This is a genomic window from Alcanivorax sp. (assembly GCF_017794965.1).
GTDB lineage: Bacteria > Pseudomonadota > Gammaproteobacteria > Pseudomonadales > Alcanivoracaceae > Alcanivorax.
The window spans coordinates 1,746,478-1,762,741 of record NZ_CP051240.1; the positions used below are offsets into that span (position 1 = coordinate 1,746,478).

At 54.2% G+C, this 16,264-nt stretch carries 15 protein-coding genes and 1 pseudogene; 7 read left to right on the forward strand and 9 right to left on the reverse strand.

Annotated elements, in window-relative coordinates; all coding sequences use genetic code 11:
* Positions 1-447 precede the first annotated feature (447 nt).
* The 6 genes and pseudogenes from HF945_RS07790 to HF945_RS07815 all read right to left on the reverse strand — a co-directional run.
* A pseudogene (locus HF945_RS07790) lies at positions 448-582 on the reverse strand (Cd(II)/Pb(II)-responsive transcriptional regulator); the annotation flags it as partial.
* A 390-nt stretch (positions 583-972) separates the two neighbouring features.
* Positions 973-3,282 carry a heavy metal translocating P-type ATPase gene (locus HF945_RS07795; RefSeq protein ID WP_290525176.1) on the reverse strand — a complete coding sequence of 770 codons (2,310 nt, stop codon included), beginning with the start codon at positions 3,280-3,282 and terminating at the stop codon, positions 973-975.
* Between the two features lie 30 nt (positions 3,283-3,312).
* Entirely contained in the window at positions 3,313-4,665 is a 1,353-nt protein-coding gene (locus tag HF945_RS07800; RefSeq protein ID WP_081737601.1) for an APC family permease, read from the reverse strand.
* Positions 4,666-4,795: 130 nt separating this feature from the next.
* Positions 4,796-5,545 carry a copper resistance protein B gene (locus HF945_RS07805; protein WP_035460407.1) on the reverse strand — a complete coding sequence of 250 codons (750 nt, stop codon included), beginning with the start codon at positions 5,543-5,545 and terminating at the stop codon, positions 4,796-4,798.
* The gene (locus HF945_RS07810) at positions 5,542-7,299 is read right to left on the reverse strand and encodes a copper resistance system multicopper oxidase (RefSeq protein WP_007150118.1); all 1,758 of its coding nucleotides are present in this window, start codon (positions 7,297-7,299) and stop codon (positions 5,542-5,544) included. The genes HF945_RS07805 and HF945_RS07810 overlap by 4 nt, the downstream gene beginning before the upstream one ends.
* An 88-nt stretch (positions 7,300-7,387) precedes the next feature.
* Positions 7,388-7,921: a plastocyanin/azurin family copper-binding protein gene (locus HF945_RS07815; RefSeq protein ID WP_039926258.1), complete on the reverse strand. Its 534-nt coding sequence runs from the start codon at positions 7,919-7,921 to the stop codon at positions 7,388-7,390.
* Positions 7,922-8,124: 203 nt separating this feature from the next.
* Here HF945_RS07815 and HF945_RS07820 point away from each other — a divergent pair, with 203 nt between their 5' ends.
* Both HF945_RS07820 and HF945_RS07825 read left to right on the forward strand, forming a co-directional pair.
* Positions 8,125-8,793, forward strand: a complete 669-nt coding sequence (locus tag HF945_RS07820; protein ID WP_007151491.1) for a response regulator transcription factor — start codon at positions 8,125-8,127, stop codon at positions 8,791-8,793.
* Between the two features lie 106 nt (positions 8,794-8,899).
* The gene (locus tag HF945_RS07825; RefSeq protein WP_290525177.1) at positions 8,900-10,147 is read left to right on the forward strand and encodes an ATP-binding protein; all 1,248 of its coding nucleotides are present in this window, start codon (positions 8,900-8,902) and stop codon (positions 10,145-10,147) included.
* A gap of 466 nt (positions 10,148-10,613) precedes the next feature.
* On the opposite strand, the gene cadR is transcribed toward HF945_RS07825, so the two are convergent.
* On the reverse strand, positions 10,614-11,021 hold the full coding sequence (cadR, locus tag HF945_RS07830) for a Cd(II)/Pb(II)-responsive transcriptional regulator (RefSeq protein WP_290525178.1): 408 nt from the start codon (positions 11,019-11,021) through the stop codon (positions 10,614-10,616).
* A gap of 95 nt (positions 11,022-11,116) precedes the next feature.
* Here cadR and HF945_RS07835 point away from each other — a divergent pair, with 95 nt between their 5' ends.
* A complete protein-coding gene (locus HF945_RS07835; protein WP_011588649.1) occupies positions 11,117-12,013 on the forward strand; it encodes a cation transporter in 897 nt (298 codons plus the stop codon).
* Positions 12,014-12,017: 4 nt separating this feature from the next.
* Entirely contained in the window at positions 12,018-12,530 is a 513-nt protein-coding gene (gene lspA, locus HF945_RS07840; RefSeq protein ID WP_290525179.1) for a signal peptidase II, read from the forward strand.
* 309 nt (positions 12,531-12,839) lie between these two features.
* On the opposite strand, the gene HF945_RS07845 is transcribed toward lspA, so the two are convergent.
* A complete protein-coding gene (locus HF945_RS07845; protein WP_011588651.1) occupies positions 12,840-13,055 on the reverse strand; it encodes a helix-turn-helix transcriptional regulator in 216 nt (71 codons plus the stop codon).
* Positions 13,056-13,142: 87 nt separating this feature from the next.
* Here HF945_RS07845 and HF945_RS17380 point away from each other — a divergent pair, with 87 nt between their 5' ends.
* From HF945_RS17380 to HF945_RS07855, 3 genes are all read left to right on the forward strand, one after another.
* Positions 13,143-13,505 carry an SEC-C metal-binding domain-containing protein gene (locus HF945_RS17380; protein ID WP_011588652.1) on the forward strand — a complete coding sequence of 121 codons (363 nt, stop codon included), beginning with the start codon at positions 13,143-13,145 and terminating at the stop codon, positions 13,503-13,505.
* 74 nt (positions 13,506-13,579) lie between these two features.
* The gene (locus HF945_RS07850; RefSeq protein WP_031226830.1) at positions 13,580-13,831 is read left to right on the forward strand and encodes an AbrB/MazE/SpoVT family DNA-binding domain-containing protein; all 252 of its coding nucleotides are present in this window, start codon (positions 13,580-13,582) and stop codon (positions 13,829-13,831) included.
* Positions 13,832-14,115: 284 nt separating this feature from the next.
* Positions 14,116-14,550, forward strand: a complete 435-nt coding sequence (locus HF945_RS07855) for a thioesterase family protein (protein WP_290525180.1) — start codon at positions 14,116-14,118, stop codon at positions 14,548-14,550.
* 221 nt (positions 14,551-14,771) lie between these two features.
* On the opposite strand, the gene HF945_RS07860 is transcribed toward HF945_RS07855, so the two are convergent.
* The gene (locus tag HF945_RS07860) at positions 14,772-15,968 is read right to left on the reverse strand and encodes a hypothetical protein (RefSeq protein ID WP_290525181.1); all 1,197 of its coding nucleotides are present in this window, start codon (positions 15,966-15,968) and stop codon (positions 14,772-14,774) included.
* Positions 15,969-16,264: the final 296 nt, after the last annotated feature.

Below are 16,264 nucleotides of genomic sequence, written 5' to 3' on the forward strand. Positions count from 1 at the left end.
CAACAATCGTTTTGTGGCATGGCGGACATCATGCTGCAACGGTCATCCATGTCTGCCTGCATCATGGTTTGTTCCATGGGGCAAGGCTGCGCCAATTGCACCGCTGCCATCCCCTGCAAGGAGATGCTAAGCAGAAATAGGCAACTAATGAAAAACCGAGCAATAAACATATGGTGTCAGCATAGTCCGAAGCAATGTGCTATTAACAACATAAACCTTGGGGTAGCCCCCATGTCAATGTTTAATATTGAGCTATGTAACTATTGATCGCCAGCTCTGCTCCCTCTGGCATGCTCTTCTGCTACGCCACAGCCTTCAATAGCATTACTTGATGAAGCGTGAAAGTGTCTCTCGATGCCATTCCAGGCGCCTGTTGGCATGCTGGGTACCGAGGCTTATGTCGACAGGTGGCGGCGTGGTTAAGAACTATAAAATCGACACTTTGATCTATTGCGGTTGTACGATGCCTTCGCTGATGCCTGCAAGAACCCCGCAAGCATCAACTTCACGGCCATCGTTGCACCTCGCTCTCAGGGAAACGAGTTGCTTCTCAAGCGATTGCAAAGCCGTTATCTGCGACCGCGCATCAGCAGACTTCCTGTTATAAGCAACCTGTTGGCTTTACACACCTAGAGAGTTAATCACAATGAGTTGGATTAAAGTTGAACGGGCTGAGCAAACCCCGTGGAACTTGATCACGGTCAACAGATCACGGATGAAGTCGCTTAAGGCGCCAGCTATGGCAAAATAGCCCCTACTCGAGGCTCCACGCCGATGGCCTAGGATTGCATGCCCAAAGATCCGGTAGGCAGGTATTTCCGTGCCCAGCTTCTCCTTCATCGTGGTTTTGACGTCGATTTCGATCAGCACCCCGAAGCAGTTATCCGTGAGAGACTGACGCGCTCGTTTGTCAATCGCCTCAAAATCAGCATCTTCTATGGTTCGATCAATAGTGTACGGCACCAGCGATTATTACTTAGGGCCAAGCTTGATAACTCGCAGGCGCAATGCATTCACAATCACGCTGAAAGACGACAGCGACATTGCAGCAGCCGCGAAGATCGGTGAAAGCAGTATCCCGAAGAACGGGTACAAAACCCCCGCCGCAATCGGAACGCCCGCGGAGTTGTACACAAAAGCAAAGAACAGGTTCTGTCGGATATTGCGCATGGTCGCCAGCGACAGACGACGCGCTTCTACAATACCCATCAAGTCGCCGCGCAGCAGCGTAATGCCCGCGCTTTCGATGGCCACATCTGTGCCGGTGCCCATGGCCACCCCCACGTCCGCCGTTGCTAATGCAGGCGCGTCGTTAACGCCATCACCCGCCATCACGACAACACCCCCTTCATCTTTCAGACGCTGGACGATCTTGCCCTTATCTTCCGGCAGTACCTCCGCTTCCACTTCATCGATATGCAATTTGCGAGCAACCGCCTCGGCCGAGGTGTAGTTATCGCCAGTCAGCATGACCACTCGAATGCCGTCTTTTTGCAGCGCGACAATAGCAGCGTGGGTCGTTCTCTTGATGGGATCGGAGATGGCCAACAGCCCAGCGATTTTTCCATCGACGGCGGCAAAAATCACGGTAGCACCATCTTTGCGATGCTCGTCGGCATCGCTGTCAAATCTAGTGGTGTCGACATTCTCCGACTCCATGAGAAGACGATTACCAAGCAGCACCCGCTTGCCGTCGATTTTTCCTGTTACCCCTTTACCGTTGGGAGAATCGAAGTCTTCCGCATCCGGCAGCTTCAGCTCCATGTCCTTGGCTTTGTCCAGAATGGCGTGGGCCAGTGGATGCTCACTGCCTTTCTCGAGTCCGCCCGCAAAACGCATCAAAGCATCGTCATCGTACCCATTCGCTGTAACAATTCGGGTGATTTGTGGCTGCCCCTCTGTCAACGTGCCGGTCTTATCCACTACCACCGTATCTACCTTTTCCATGCGTTCAAGGGCTTCCGCATCGCGGATCAGCACACCACTTTGGGCGCCGCGGCCAACACCTACCATGATCGACATCGGCGTTGCCAGACCCAGTGCGCAAGGGCAGGCAATGATCAGAACACTGACCGCCGCAATCAGCCCGAACGCCATGGGCGGTGTCGGCCCAAGGAATGACCAGGCTATAAAGGCAACAATGGCAATTAGGATCACGGTGGGCACAAACCAGCTCGCCACCTTATCGGCAAGCCCCTGGATCGGTGCGCGGCTGCGTTGGGCGCTGGCCACCATCTGCACGATTTGGGAAAGCATGGTGTCCCGGCCAACCTTGTCGGCCCGCATGATAAAGCTGCCCTGTTGGTTAATACTGCCGCCAATCACTTGGTCGCCAGACTTTTTGCTGACTGCAAGAGGCTCACCGGTCACCATGGACTCATCCACGTTGGAGCTGCCTTCAAGTAACTCACCGTCCAGCGGCACCTTGTCCCCCGGGCGCACTCGCAGGCGATCACCCACCTTGACCTGATCCAGCGACACATCGGACTCGTCGCCCTGGTCATCCAGCTTTCGGGCCGTCGCCGGTGCCAGATCCAGCAGCGCCTTGATCGCGCCCGAGGTTTTCTCCCGGGCCCGCAGTTCAAGCACCTGGCCTAACAGAACCAGCACCACGATGACCGCAGCCGCCTCGAAGTAGACGGCGACAGAACCGTCTTCCTGCCGAAAGGCGTCGGGGAAAATCTGGGGCGCCAGTGTCGCCACCAGGCTGTAGATCAGCGCCACGCCAGTACCAATGGCAATGAGCGTGAACATGTTCAGATTGCGGCTGACGACGGACTTCCAGCCTCTGACAAAGAAAGGCCAGCCACACCAGGCCACTACTGGCGTCGCCAACACCAGTTGAATCCAGTTGGACATTTGTGGGGCAACGATCTGGTCAAGGCCGGTGAGATGTCCGCCCATTTCCAGCACCAATACCGGCAGGGCCAGCACCAGGCCAATCCAAAATCGACGGGTCATGTCTTTGAGCTCTGCCGAGGGCCCGTCATCCAGACTTACCTGCTCGGGCTCCAGGGCCATACCACAGATAGGGCAATCTCCGGGGCCCTGCTGGCGAATTTCCGGATGCATCGGGCAGGTGTACATGGTGCCCGGAGCCACGGGTTCGTCCTGTTTCTGTTCTCCACTGAGGTAGTGTCCCGGGTCGCCGTCAAACTTCGATTTGCACCCCGAAGAACAGAAATACCAGGTTTTCCCGCCATGCTCGCTGCGATGTTCCGCCGAGTGTGGATTCACCGACATGCCGCAAACAGGATCTTTGACCGTGTGCTCAGCCGTCATGGCCGATCCCTCCCTATCGAGTTCTGGTGATTAGTGATGATGAGCATGAGATTCTTTGTGTCCCGCTTCTTCGGCTTCTGTGGCCTTTTTCAGGAACAGTTGCTCGGCCACTGCGATAACAATCATGGTGACAACCGCCACGCCAATAACAAACAGGTCAGTATTCAGTTTGACCCAAACGAAGCCACCAAGAGCGAGCAAATCCAGAACAATTGCCACCGTGGGCACCCACACATTCGCCTTCACATCCTCCCGTAAATAGCGCAGAACGCCCCAATGGATAGCAATGTCCATGATCAGGTAAAAAATGATGCCCAGCGCTGCAATTCGGGACAGGTCGAAGAAGGCCGTGAGGATAAGCCCAAGCACCACGGTATAAACCAGCGTGTGCTTCTGGATGCTACCGGGCATGCCGAAATGACTGTGGGGGACCAGCTTCATTTCAGTCAGCATGGCCAACATGCGTGAGACGGCGAAAATACTGGCCAGAATGCCACCGGCGGTGGCCATCATCGCAATGGCGACGGTAAACCAGACGCCGTAGTCGCCCAATGCGGGACGCGCAGCGGCCGCCAGAGAGTAGTCCTGCGTTTTGATGATTTCCGCCAGGGACAGGTTACTGGCAACGGCGAAACCGACCAGGGTGTAGATCACCACGCAGGCTGCGATGGAAATAATAATCGCTCGCCCCACGTTTCTCTTGGGGTCTATGACTTCCGAGCCGCTGTTGGTGATGGTGGTAAAACCTTTGAAGGCCAGAATGCCAAGGGCCGTTGCCCCCAGGAAATTGCCAAAGGTTCCAGCCTCACCGGGGCTAGAGAAATCAACAGAAACACTGTCGGCAATCCAGATACCCACCAGCCCGAAAACCAGAATGCCTCCGATCTTCAGGATACCTATAAAGGAAGCCACGCCCTGAATCATTCGGTTGCCCAACAGATTGATCAGAAACGCGGCCAGAATTAGTGAGACGCCAAGAATGGGCACCATGCGGCCACTTTCATCGCCATCGAACAGTTGCATGGTGTAAGAACCGAAGGTTCGCGCAAGAAAGCTCTGGGCAATCACCATCGAGAAATACATCAGCAAAGCATTGAAAGCCGTCGGTAACCGATTGCCATAGGCTTTGTGCAGGTACATGCCTATGCCCCCGGCTGACGGGTAGGCATTGGAAATTTTGATGTAGGAATAGGCACTGAAGCTTACGATTACCGCCGCGGCCAGAAACGCCAACGGGAAAAGAACGCCAGTCATCTGCGCCATCTGCCCGGTAAGGGCGAAGATACCGGCGCCAATCATGACACCGGTGCCCAGCATAACAGTTCCCGGAAGTGTAAGACTGCCTTTCTGATAGCGCGTGGTTCTGTCGTGCGTGCTGCTCATACAACCTCCTGTTGTTTTGAACGGCGTTTGATACTCAATAAATAGCCAATGCTGGCTTGGGTAGATCTCACATTGCATCAATGTCGAGAAAAACGGGCCAAAGAAATATCTTTAGCCCCTAAGTACCTGATCAGAGTGCGATGCGCGCTCCAATCACAGCAAACCAATCTGCTGTACTGCCGCCGTCCGCTTCGGCAAAGTCGGCACTATCGCCGTATTTGCGCTCATGCACCACGCCCACATAAGGCGAGAACGCACGGTCGATCAGATCATAGCTCAACCTGAGTCCGGTTTCGGTAGAAACCAGTCCTTTACCAACGCCAATTTCCCGGTCCTCGCTAAACGCAACCGTGGCATCCAGCGTTGCCGCCAGAATCCAGTAGTTGGTGAGAAGCAGCTCGTACTCTGCATCCAGTTCGGCTGACGTATCGCCATCCTTACTGACATACAGGTTTGCATCGATCTCAAACCATTGGGGAGCCAGCCCGGCTACACCGAGAACGGCATATGTACGGTCCGGCCCCTCGGGCGTATCGAAACGTACGCCCGCTTTGGCGTCGAAGAACTTGGAGATGGGGATCTGGCCGACCAGCTGGTTTTCCAGTGTTTCGTAGGCCTGCTCCTCTATCTCGTACTCCCCGGTTGTGAGCAACCGGACTTTGAACTCGTCGGTGCCATAGAAAGCATCCGCATTCCAGACGCCCAGTTCCTCGTCATCGTCGCTGTAGCGGTATTCAAACTCCTCGAATTGAACACCCCAGGTTGTGAGCGGCTGTTTACGAGCGGTGGTGTCGGAGATCATTTCCTGAGCTGTCACCGCCGTTGAGAATCCGATAGAGGCAAAGAAACTGACCGCAACAAGTGATCGAATACAACTCATGCCTCACCTCCTTCTTCAGCAGCCGCGTCTGTTTTGGCCTGCGTCGACTCTGGCCCACCTTCAACAATCACCTTACGGAACATACCAGCGGCCGCGTGGTAAGAGAGGTGGCAGTGGAACGCCCATTGGCCTGGCTCGTCGACTTCGGTTTCCATGTAAACGGTGGTGCCGGGCTGCACACTGACCGTGTGTTTGATCGGATTCCACTGGTCTGCGCCAACATCTAGAATGGACCACATACCGTGCAAGTGCATGGGGTGAGTCATCATGGTTTCGTTGACAAACTTGAAGCGGACCCGCTCACCATATTTCAGGCGGATCGGATCGGCATCTTCGTACTTAACGCCATTGATACTCCAGGTGTACCGCTCCATATTGCCGGTCAAACGAAGCTCTATTTCTCGAGTCGGTTCGCGGTCTTCATACAGTGGATCTTGGGCCTTGAGGTCAGCGTAGGACAGGAACTTGCCGCCATTGGCTGCCGTGGGGACGAGGCCACTTCCCTTCGCATAGAAGGGGTCGCTTGGACCTTCTTTTCCCATCGCCATGGAACCATGGTCCATGCCGGACGTGCCCGAATGATCCATTCCTTTCATATTTGAGTGGTCCATGTTGCTCATGTTTGCGTGATCCATTCCCTCCATCGAAGAATGATCCATTCCGGACATCCCTTCTGAGCTATTCATATCCATGTCGCCATGGTCCATACCGGACATACCGCCCATATCAGCCATAGTCAGGCGGGCCGGTTCACGCAGTTGCGGCACGAACGCTTCCATACCCTCTTCTGGGGCCAGTGTCGCTCTGGCATAGCCCGAACGCCCCATGGATTCGGCGAAGATGGTGTAGGCCTGCTCACCTTTCGGGCGGACGATCACATCGTAGGTTTCCGCCACACCGATCCGGAACTCGTCCACACTAACCGGCTGAACGTTGTTGCCATCAGCCTGCACAACGGTCATGTCCAGACCGGGGATCCGGATATCAAAGTAAGTCATCGCCGAGGAGTTGATGAAACGCAGCCGAATGCGTTCGCCCGGCTCAAAAAGCCCAGTCCAGTTCTGATCCGGCCCTTTACCGTTGATCAGCCCTGTAAAACCCTGCAAGTCCTCGACATCCGCTTTCATCATCCGCATGCCACCCCAGGCCATACGGTCCCGAACGGTGTTCATCAGGCCGTTCTCGGACACGTCAGAGAAAAACTCTCCGACAGTCTGCTGCTCGCGGTTGTAGTAGTCCGGCATCATCTTCAGGTTACGCATGATGCGATCACCGGAGTGCGGGTGCTTATCGGTTAGCTGAACTACGTATTCGCGATCGTAGCGGAACGGTTCACGTCCCTCAGGTTCGATAACGATGGAACCGTAGGCGCCATCCGGCTCCTGAAAACCGGAGTGGCTGTGAAACCAATAAGTACCAGCCTGCTGGATGGGAAATTCGTAGGTGAAGGTTTCACCCGGCTTGATGCCTGGAAAGCTGATACCAGGCACACCGTCCTGATCAAAAGGAAGGATCAGGCCGTGCCAGTGAATGGAAGTCATCTCATCCAGGTTGTTGGTCACGTTGATCTTGACGTTTTCGCCTTCCTTGAAGCGCATCACCGGCCCGGGAGATGCACCGTTATAACCGATGCCGTCTTTCACGAAATCGCCGGTGTCAATTTCGACCCGATCAACCGTGAGATTATATTCGCCAGCCATGACCGATGCAGACATCAGCAGGCTTAACAACACTGAACCTAAACGGCTGTTCATACTTTTTGCTCCAAATCGCTCTTCACTAAGAACCCTCAAAATAAATACCTACAAGCCCACTGGATCAACGCCCCATTAGTGAACTCAGTTACTGGACCTTGACGTCACCGTACATCCCTGCCTGGTAATGACCCGGCACGTTGCAGGCGAACTCGATATTGCTGTTATCGGAAAACTTCCAAATAACTTCCTGCCTCTGGCCCGGTTCCAGCAGGACGCTGTTAGGGTCGTCGTGTTTCATGGACTGGCCGTTCCCCATGTCCATTTCCATCATGTCGTGGTTGAGCTTTCCGCCCTGGATGACGCCATGTTCGACCATCATCATCATTTCCTCCTGATGCCCCTCATGCATCTCAGGTGTGCCGATGTTGAACTCGTGAACGAGGTTCCCCTTGTTCTCCACCACGAACCGCACCGTTTCCCCGGGGCTTACGATGATTGATCCCGGTTCATAGTAATTGTCGTACATTTCGACTGTTATGGTTCGGCTGGCCTCTGAGGCTTTGCCGGGCTCACCACTCGCAGCGCCGTGATCATGTCCTCCACCATGGGTTCCAGCGGCAAAGGTGGTCGCCGACAATAAGATAGTTGCGGCAGCAACGAGGAATTTTGATACGGTCATATATCTTCTCCTTTGAACAGCTTTGGCCCTGAGGGCCGGGTTGTCTCACTCAAAACTTGAGCAATATCCAGAAGCGGTTGCTACCATCGCTCAGCAACCTGAATCCAGGCTGAAAATCGGAATTATTTTTTGTTCTGGCACAATTCAGCTTGGGCAGCGACACTGACGGACTCTGATGCTCAATTTAGAAAGGCAGTTCAGGAATGAGATTACTTCTGGTGGAAGATGACTACCTGCTGACAAATGGGCTAAGCGCCCAACTGGAAAAGGCCGGTTTCAGCGTGGATACCGCCCGTACAGCGCGGGAAGCCCGGCACCTCGGGCAGCAGGAAAGTTACCGCGCCGGTATTCTTGACCTGGGCCTGCCCGACGGCAACGGCCTGGACGTACTGAAACAGTGGCGGACGCATAAGGTCAGTTTCCCGGTGTTGATCCTGACCGCCAGGGGAGACTGGCAGGACAAGGTCAATGGCTTGAAGGCCGGCGCCGATGATTACCTCGCGAAGCCTTTCCAGACCGAAGAGCTGATTGCCCGACTTCACGCCATCGTCCGGCGAAGCGAAGGCAGAATAATGGATACCCTGACAGCGGGCCGGTTCGAGCTGGACGAAAATCGCCAGACGTTAAGGGCCGGTGACGAGACCGAACATAGCCTGACCGGTACGGAGTTCCGTTTGCTCCGATGTCTGATGAGTCGTCCCGGGCAGGTTTTCTCGAAAGAACAGCTTCTCGACCAGCTATACAGCATCGACGACATACCCAGCGAGAACGTGATCGAAGCGTATGTGCGGCGGCTCAGGAAGCTGGTGGGACCGGACACCATCAAGACCCGACGTGGTCAAGGGTACCTGTTCGATGCCGATAGCCGCTAGACCTCGCTCAGTCAGGGGGATGCTCCTGATTCTGCTACTTCCGGCCGGTATTGGTCTGATGGCACTGGCTTGGATCATCCATGGGGCCTTGCTGGAGAGGATGACCATGGACTTAGTAGAACGCCGCTTGAAAGATGAGGTAGCTTTTCTGGAACACCAGATCCGCCAATCCGGTGGCCAGATTGATACACTCCAGACCGGCGACTATTTTCAGGAAGTGCTCCTCCACGCCTTCGCCATCGCCATCGCTTCTCCGTCTGGGCAGTCCATCTCACCGGAGACCTGGACTCCGATTCTGAGGCCGTTGCTCACCTCCGGGCAGGAGGGAGCCGTGAGAGCCAGGGATGCTGAGGTACCATCTGCGCCTTCCCAAATGCTTGGGTATCGCCGTGCCTTCACGGTCGACGGAAACCCCTTCGTGATCATTGTTGCCGAGGATATGGAGGCGCTTCATCGGAGCCAGGCCAAACTCCATATCTGGACTGCCGTCGTCTCGGTTTTACTGGTCATTCTGATGATCGGGAGCATATGGCTGGGAATCACTCTGGCCCTGCGGTCAATAGCGGGCCTTCAGATGAACCTGAAAAAACTTCAGTCAGGCGAGCTCTCCCGTATTAACGCAGACGGCCCGGAGGAGTTCCAGCCCCTCGTCCGGCAACTCAATCGACTGCTGGATTCACTGGATGACCGGCTGGAACGCTCCCGTGACGCACTTGCCAACCTTTCCCACAGCGTGAAAACCCCCATAGCGGCTGTCAGACAGATCCTGGAAGACACCAGTCGCCCGCTCGATGAGAAGCTGAGATGGGAAATGGCGGCGCGCCTCGACGACATAGATGCTCAGCTTGAGGCCGAAATGCGGCGAAGCCGGTTTGCGGGTCCACAGGTCGGCCAAAGTGTATGTCCGATCAAACAGGCCCGGGATCTGCTGTGGATGCTTGGCCGCCTCTACCCCGATAAATCTTTTGAATTGTCAACGGATCTGCCTGAAAACCATCGCTGGCCTGTCGAGGAGCATGATCTGAACGAAATCCTTGGCAACTTGCTGGATAACGCAGGCAAATGGTCATCCCGCTGGGTGGAGCTCACGCTGAGTGAAGATCAAGAGCAGTTAAAAATTATCATCAGCGACGACGGAGCGGGCGTATCAGAAACAGCCCACTCACAATTGGGCAAGCGAGGATTGAGGCTGGACGAGCAAACACCCGGTCATGGATTGGGGCTGGCTATTGTCCACGCAATAGTTGAGCGTTATCAGGGACAGGTTCATTACACGTCCAGTAAGGTAGGAGGCCTTACTGCAGTTGTTGTAATCCCTGGTTCTGATCGATTCGGCGACCTGTCAGACAACTGACACCTTCACCCTCCATTCTCTATGCTTCAAGTCAAATTCATCAATAGTTGGGATGATGATTTGGAGTCTCGTCCAGCCTGTTCAATCTCGACCGCTCTATAATGAGCTTTTCCTGAAGGATACTGAATCTACACCCACTAACACTACTTGCTCTACTTGCAACCCAAAACAGCAAACCGATGCTTTTGATCATGAATTTTACACTCCCCCCCCCTTTCACTGCATGCCAGAGCCCGCCTTGTGCGGGCTTTTTCATGCCGTTTTGGAGTTTCTATGGATATTCGAGCGAGCTGGGCCTGTACCACGTACAGGGCTACGTTAAGCCTGAGGAGATTATCAGTACGGCGGCCACCATTTTGTATGGCTGAAAGGTGTCTAGCAAACCGGTGGCGATTCAGTTGATCTTACCTTTGCATGAGAGTGAGACAGACCGGCATCTCATCGAATTATCTGGTTGATGCTTCACCTACTGCTGGTGCATGTTTCCTTCGTTAATTCCAGCAAGAACCCCACACGCCTCAACTTCCCGGTCATCGTTGCAACTCGCTCTCAGTGAAACGAGTTGTTTCTCAAGCGCTTGCAGAGCGGTTATCTGCGACCGCACATGAGAGATGTGATCATCGAGCAAGGCGTTGACGGCGGTACAAGGCTGATGAGGGTCGTCCTGATAGCTCTGTAGTTCGTGAATCTCAGCCAGTGACAGGCCCAGGATTCTGCAGCGACGGATGAAGGCCAGCCCCTCACCATGCTTCTCGGTATAGACACGGTAACCGTTGTCCTGCCGATCAGGCGGCGGCAACAAGCCCTGCTGTTCATAGAAGCGGATCGTCTGTGTTTCGACCCCTACCAACTGCGCCAACTGACCAATGCGCATCAGCCTCCTCCCCAACGGATTCTTTACTCTATTGACCTTATAGTAGCTTTATAGTTTTAAATGGTACCACAACATTGTTCAAGTGGAGTCGTATCATGAGCAAATCCTGTGGTGGCGCCTGTGGCGGTGATGCAACGTCCGCAGCGGATACCGATATACAGGCCTCCTCCGAGGCGCCAGGGAGATGGGTCAGTGTTTATGCCGTGCCGAAGATGGACTGTCCATCAGAAGAACGAATGATTCGCCTAGCCCTGAACGGCTTTGAGGAGATTCGGGCGCTGTCCTTCGACTTGTCGAACCGCCGGCTGAAGGTCGTGCATGACGGCGAGGTCGAGCCCGTCACCTCGAAACTGAAGACCTTGGGGCTAGGCGCCTCGCTTCAGGAAACCGTCGCTGCAAATCCGGAGACCATCAAGGCCGCCGAGTTTTCGGCAGCTTCTGCTAAGCAAGAATCCGGGACCCTGCGCTGGTTGCTCGGCATCAATGCACTTCTGTTCGTGGTGGAAATGACTGCCGGTCTGATCGCCCAGTCCACCGGCCTGATTGGAGAATCCCTGGACAATTTTGCCGATGCGGCGGTGTACGGGCTTGCCCTTTATGCGGTTGGACATAGCGTGAAAATGCAGGTACGTGCCGCGCATCTTGCTGGTGTACTGCAACTGATCTTGGCTGTGGGCGTGCTCGTAGAGGTGGTGAGACGCTTTGTATTCGGTAGTGAGCCTGAATCGCTGGTGATGATGGCTATCGCATTCGTCGCATTGATTGCCAATACCAGTTGTCTGCTGCTCATATCCAAACATCGGGAAGGCGGGGCGCACATGAAGGCAAGCTGGATATTCTCGGCCAACGACGTGGTGATCAACCTGGGGGTCATCACCGCCGGCGCCCTGGTCGCGTGGACCGGGTCCAATTATCCGGATCTGATTATCGGCACCATATCGGGAGTCATTGTACTTAACGGGGCCAGGCGTATTCTGGCGTTGAAGGGTTAAATAATTGCTCATTATTGGCAACAAGCACTCGTCGTATGCCCTGTTTTCCATATCGAGCCTGCTGGCAGCGTCAGATCAGGCTGCAAAGTGGCTGGTGCAGCAATCAATGGCCTATGGCGAGTCTATTTCAGTGACCCCGTTCTTTAACTGGGTGCACGTATGGAACACCGGTGCCGCATTCAGTCTTTTTGCGAATGGCGGAGGCTGGCAGCGCTATTTTTTAATCGGAATCGCGGTGGTGGTCTCGGTTTTCCTGATCAAGCTGATTCTTGAAAATCGTCATAAAGGAGAAGCCTTCGCTTACAGTCTTATCCTCGGTGGCGCCATGGGCAACCTGATTGACCGAATATTTCGCGGCTACGTTGTGGATTCCTTTGATTTCTATTGGCGGGACTGGCACTGGCCGGCCTTTAATCTGGCTGATATTGCTATTGTCACCGGTGCCTTGCTTTTCTTTTCCGGCAGTTTGTTGGGCGAAAAAACAAACACCAATACAAACCCAGATAGGCAAGGCTGACGTTACAGCTATGAACGCCATTGGGAAGAATGTGCGGTTCGCTAAGCGTGGGCTTCTTATCGTGTTTTGCTCAGACCCGGCAAGCGGGTCATCCTGTAGATAGTCCATCGCAAGTTCATTTGCCAGGTCTAAAACCTTGAAGGCAAGCGATCGGAGAATGCGGAGGCCTTCCGTATCGCGCAGCGGCTAGATGAGTTCTTGGAGAATGAATTCAACCTCCCCTCCCCCCTACAACTTCCTGACGACACAAAACCGCTTGAACGAAAATAGTGAATTAAAGCCTGATACCGGTTCTACATGATAGGAATATCATTCATCGGTTAGAAAAATAGCAGCAGGAAGCGAGAGAGCGTCGCTAATCTGGTAGATTTTGAGCAGAGTAATGTTCTTTTCGCCACGCTCAATGTGACCCATATAGCTGCGGTCCAAGCCTGCTAAACTTGCAAGCTCCTCTTGGGATAGGCCTTTCTGCTTTCGCATTGCTCTAACCTTTGCGCCAAATGCCTGAAGACGAGCATTGCTCATGGAAGTCTCACCTAAAAGTGAGAACTATCATTTTTTGATGCCTGAGCATCCACGGACTATAATACCCATTTTCCGTTTGGGTGGAGAATGTCTCACCTGCAAAGAAATGCGCCATGCCCATGTGGTAGCGGGGTTAAATACAAGAAGTGCTGCTTGCCAAGGCAGGAAGCAGAGCTGCACGCCACGAACCAAGGGCAGGTATATGCGTTATTGAACCAGATTATTCCAGACACAATTGGCTCGCCCGACGAAAACAGCAAGGAGTTCCAGCGACTTGAGGAGTGGGCTAATCGCTATTTATCAGGGATTGATCGCCGGCACCCTCTATTTGAGCCTCTGTCCGATCATTTGTGCACACACAGTGAAATCATTGCAATCGCCAAACAACAGAAGATCCATAGTTATTTGTCCGTGGCCGAACCTCTATATATTGCATGGCTAAATTCTTGACCATCACTACCACATGGTTGTTACGGGTGATTTATCTATTTAAATTGAGGTTACACCCAATGTGTGAGGTGCTTATGAAATTGAAAGTGCAGAAAATTAGTAATGGCGCAGGACTTCGAGTCCCTAAAACTGTCTTGCAGCATCTTGGTCTTGATGTGGGAAGTATCGTTGATATGGAACTGACTGATGAGCAGTTGATCATTCGCCCAAAGCCCATGCCGACCTTGGAAGAGATGTTGGCAGCTTGTACACCAGAGAATACCGCACTGAGCGAGGAAGACCGCGAGTGGCTTAGCGATGGTCCGGTCGGTAAAGAGATTTTGTGATCCCCTGCCCGGCGCCACCAATAATGTAACAGGGATGCAGCGGTTGCGTCGCGCACAGTTGACACGGCATTCGTGCTACCCGATTGATTATCATAATAAAATACACCACTTGGTGTGCATACATGTTAAATTGAGTATTTGAGATGATTCAGTGAGTCATGCCAGCGGACAATATGTGGATCCCCTCCTGTATCATCACACCCGCCTGGCCACATATTGGCGTACGCCTGTGGCTACACGAGTATTAAACAACACTTTTCCCGCAACCCAGCCCGAGAACCGGCATGCGAGTGAATATCCAGTTTCCTGACAATCCGATCTTTCACTACAGCATGGTCATCAGCAAAGACCACGAGAACATTGCCGGCCACCTCGCCCACGACAAGGTGGTCACCATCATTGGTGATTGCCGCGACGCCTGGTTTGCTAGCCTGGGCTTTCCGGGATGCGTGGTGGATGGCATCAGCATCGTCAATTCCGACCTGATGCTGATGTATATTGCCGAAGCCTTTCATGGTGACGAACTGAACCTGGAGCTCGCCATGGCGGATATCAATAAATATGGCGGTGACATGCTGCTGCGGGCTACCCGGCAGCAGGATGGTTCTGAGGTCTTTCGTGCCAAATCGGGGTTTGTGTTTTTTGACTACTCAACACGCAAGGTGACTCCCAGGCCTAAAGGATTCGATGCCAGCCTGGGACTCGATGATACTGAATAGCTGGGGGCTCGGTCAGACGCCCTTGTGTGGATAGTATTGGTGCGTGGATGGTTCTGATCAGCTCCAGTATCGCCAGCAGGCTGACTCCTACGGTGGCTGGATTATTCTCTTCTGCGGGAGTCTGCCTGCAGACGATGGTGCGGTTTGAGATACCTCATCGCGTGCAGGCACGCTCCCACAAGTGTGTTTGAGCGGTGTCTTGGTCCTGGGACCGGCACTGATCAGTTGCGATTCTCGTGCAGGAACCGGTAGGTGAAGTTGAGCTGAACACGGGGAACCTCCGCCCGCTTTCCTGCCTGATTGTCACGCATGCCATAGGAAGCTTCCGCACCATAACTCAGCCTTGGGGTGTGCTGGTACACCAGTGACAACGTGCCATAGCGGGTACGGCGCATAGCTTCATCTGGCAGGCGATCATCGGATTCAATGTCGATCTGCCCAGCCACGGAGGCCAGTGTCCAGTCCTGGGCCATCTGCCATTCTGCACCGAGATAGCCGCCGGCGGTTTCCAGGGCTTCCAGGCCATCAGCAAAGACATAGCCGTCCATGCCGCCATCACCGAATCCGGACAGGTCATTGTAGTAATGGGCAAAGCCCTTGCCGGCACTTGCGCTGGCCAGCAGTCGGACGTTTTCGGCGGCGCTCAGTGAGCCACTCAGCACCGCCCCGCCCGCCTGAGCGAACTCCTGATCACCGTTGGCGAATTCCACACCGATCTCTCGGCTGACCATTCCCAGCCGGACATGACCGGCTGACATGGCCTGTTGCCAGCCCACGATTACATCGGGACGACGGCCCGCGGCACTGCTCAGGTTTTGCGGGTCATAGACTTCGCTATTGGGATCTTCAACGGCAACAAACACATTGTCGCCCTGCCAGCTGACACCCGCCTGACGGGCAAAGATGGCGCTATTGGGGCCCTGTGCATCAAGAGTGAGCGGCCAGGCAGCGCCATCAAGCAATTTTGTGAAGCCATAACCAGCCTGAAAGCCGCCCTGCTTGAAGTAAAAATCCCGGATTCGCAACTCGTATCTATCAATGCTGCCGAAAAGATCAGCAGCAAACACCATGTGCGGACCGTTCTTCTCCCCTACCCGCACGCCCAGTTGGCTGTTCTTGCCATGGAGCACGAAGTTCTGCTGGTCATTATCGCCAGTGGGGATGGTACTGGGGATGAGCAATTCATCGAGACCTGCATTACGGTCATCGTAGATGGCATCAACACTGACCTTGCCGAAGACCGCCAGCGAAGGCAGAGAGAGGCGACGGGCAGACTCGCTAGCTGTGGCGGCCTTGAGTGAGTTGATTTGTTCCTGAAGACGACGGATTTCGGCCTGGGTATTGTCAGCCAGGGCCGGTGTGGCCACGCATGCCACTGTCAGTGCCGCCATCCAGAAGGTGGATTGCACCCTGGACATTGCATTCTCCTGGTCGCTGCCGGATTACGGCAGAGTTGGGGAGCTCCGCTATCCCTGATGTGTCGTTATTGGTTGCCTTGTGGGCGTTTATTCATGCCTGCGGAGCGCGAAAGGCGCGCACTATAATGATGCAGGGGTAAACAGGCCATGGGAGAACCAGAACAAGGTTCAGAAGTGTTGTTAAAGACGACGAACGGTGCGCAAAAGAGCGAATTCAATTGTCACAACGCAACATTCGGGAATATTTTGCGTCATTGTCTCACTGTATACCTGCTGCCTATGCTTCCTGCATAGCC

Excerpts from the sequence above, each read along its gene's own strand:
- HF945_RS07795 (WP_290525176.1), bottom strand. The coding sequence starts at position 3,282 with ATGACGGCTGAGCACACGGTCAAAGATCCTGTTTGCGGCATGTCGGTG.
- HF945_RS07800 (WP_081737601.1), bottom strand. The coding sequence starts at position 4,665 with ATGAGCAGCACGCACGACAGAACCACGCGCTATCAGAAAGGCAGTCTT.
- HF945_RS07805 (WP_035460407.1), bottom strand. The coding sequence starts at position 5,545 with ATGAGTTGTATTCGATCACTTGTTGCGGTCAGTTTCTTTGCCTCTATC.
- HF945_RS07810 (WP_007150118.1), bottom strand. The coding sequence starts at position 7,299 with ATGAACAGCCGTTTAGGTTCAGTGTTGTTAAGCCTGCTGATGTCTGCA.
- HF945_RS07815 (WP_039926258.1), bottom strand. The coding sequence starts at position 7,921 with ATGACCGTATCAAAATTCCTCGTTGCTGCCGCAACTATCTTATTGTCG.
- HF945_RS07820 (WP_007151491.1), top strand. The coding sequence starts at position 8,125 with ATGAGATTACTTCTGGTGGAAGATGACTACCTGCTGACAAATGGGCTA.
- HF945_RS07825 (WP_290525177.1), top strand. The coding sequence starts at position 8,900 with ATGGACTTAGTAGAACGCCGCTTGAAAGATGAGGTAGCTTTTCTGGAA.
- cadR (WP_290525178.1), bottom strand. The coding sequence starts at position 11,021 with ATGCGCATTGGTCAGTTGGCGCAGTTGGTAGGGGTCGAAACACAGACG.
- HF945_RS07835 (WP_011588649.1), top strand. The coding sequence starts at position 11,117 with ATGAGCAAATCCTGTGGTGGCGCCTGTGGCGGTGATGCAACGTCCGCA.
- HF945_RS07845 (WP_011588651.1), bottom strand. The coding sequence starts at position 13,055 with ATGAGCAATGCTCGTCTTCAGGCATTTGGCGCAAAGGTTAGAGCAATG.
- HF945_RS17380 (WP_011588652.1), top strand. The coding sequence starts at position 13,143 with ATGTCTCACCTGCAAAGAAATGCGCCATGCCCATGTGGTAGCGGGGTT.
- HF945_RS07850 (WP_031226830.1), top strand. The coding sequence starts at position 13,580 with ATGAAATTGAAAGTGCAGAAAATTAGTAATGGCGCAGGACTTCGAGTC.
- HF945_RS07855 (WP_290525180.1), top strand. The coding sequence starts at position 14,116 with ATGCGAGTGAATATCCAGTTTCCTGACAATCCGATCTTTCACTACAGC.
- HF945_RS07860 (WP_290525181.1), bottom strand. The coding sequence starts at position 15,968 with ATGTCCAGGGTGCAATCCACCTTCTGGATGGCGGCACTGACAGTGGCA.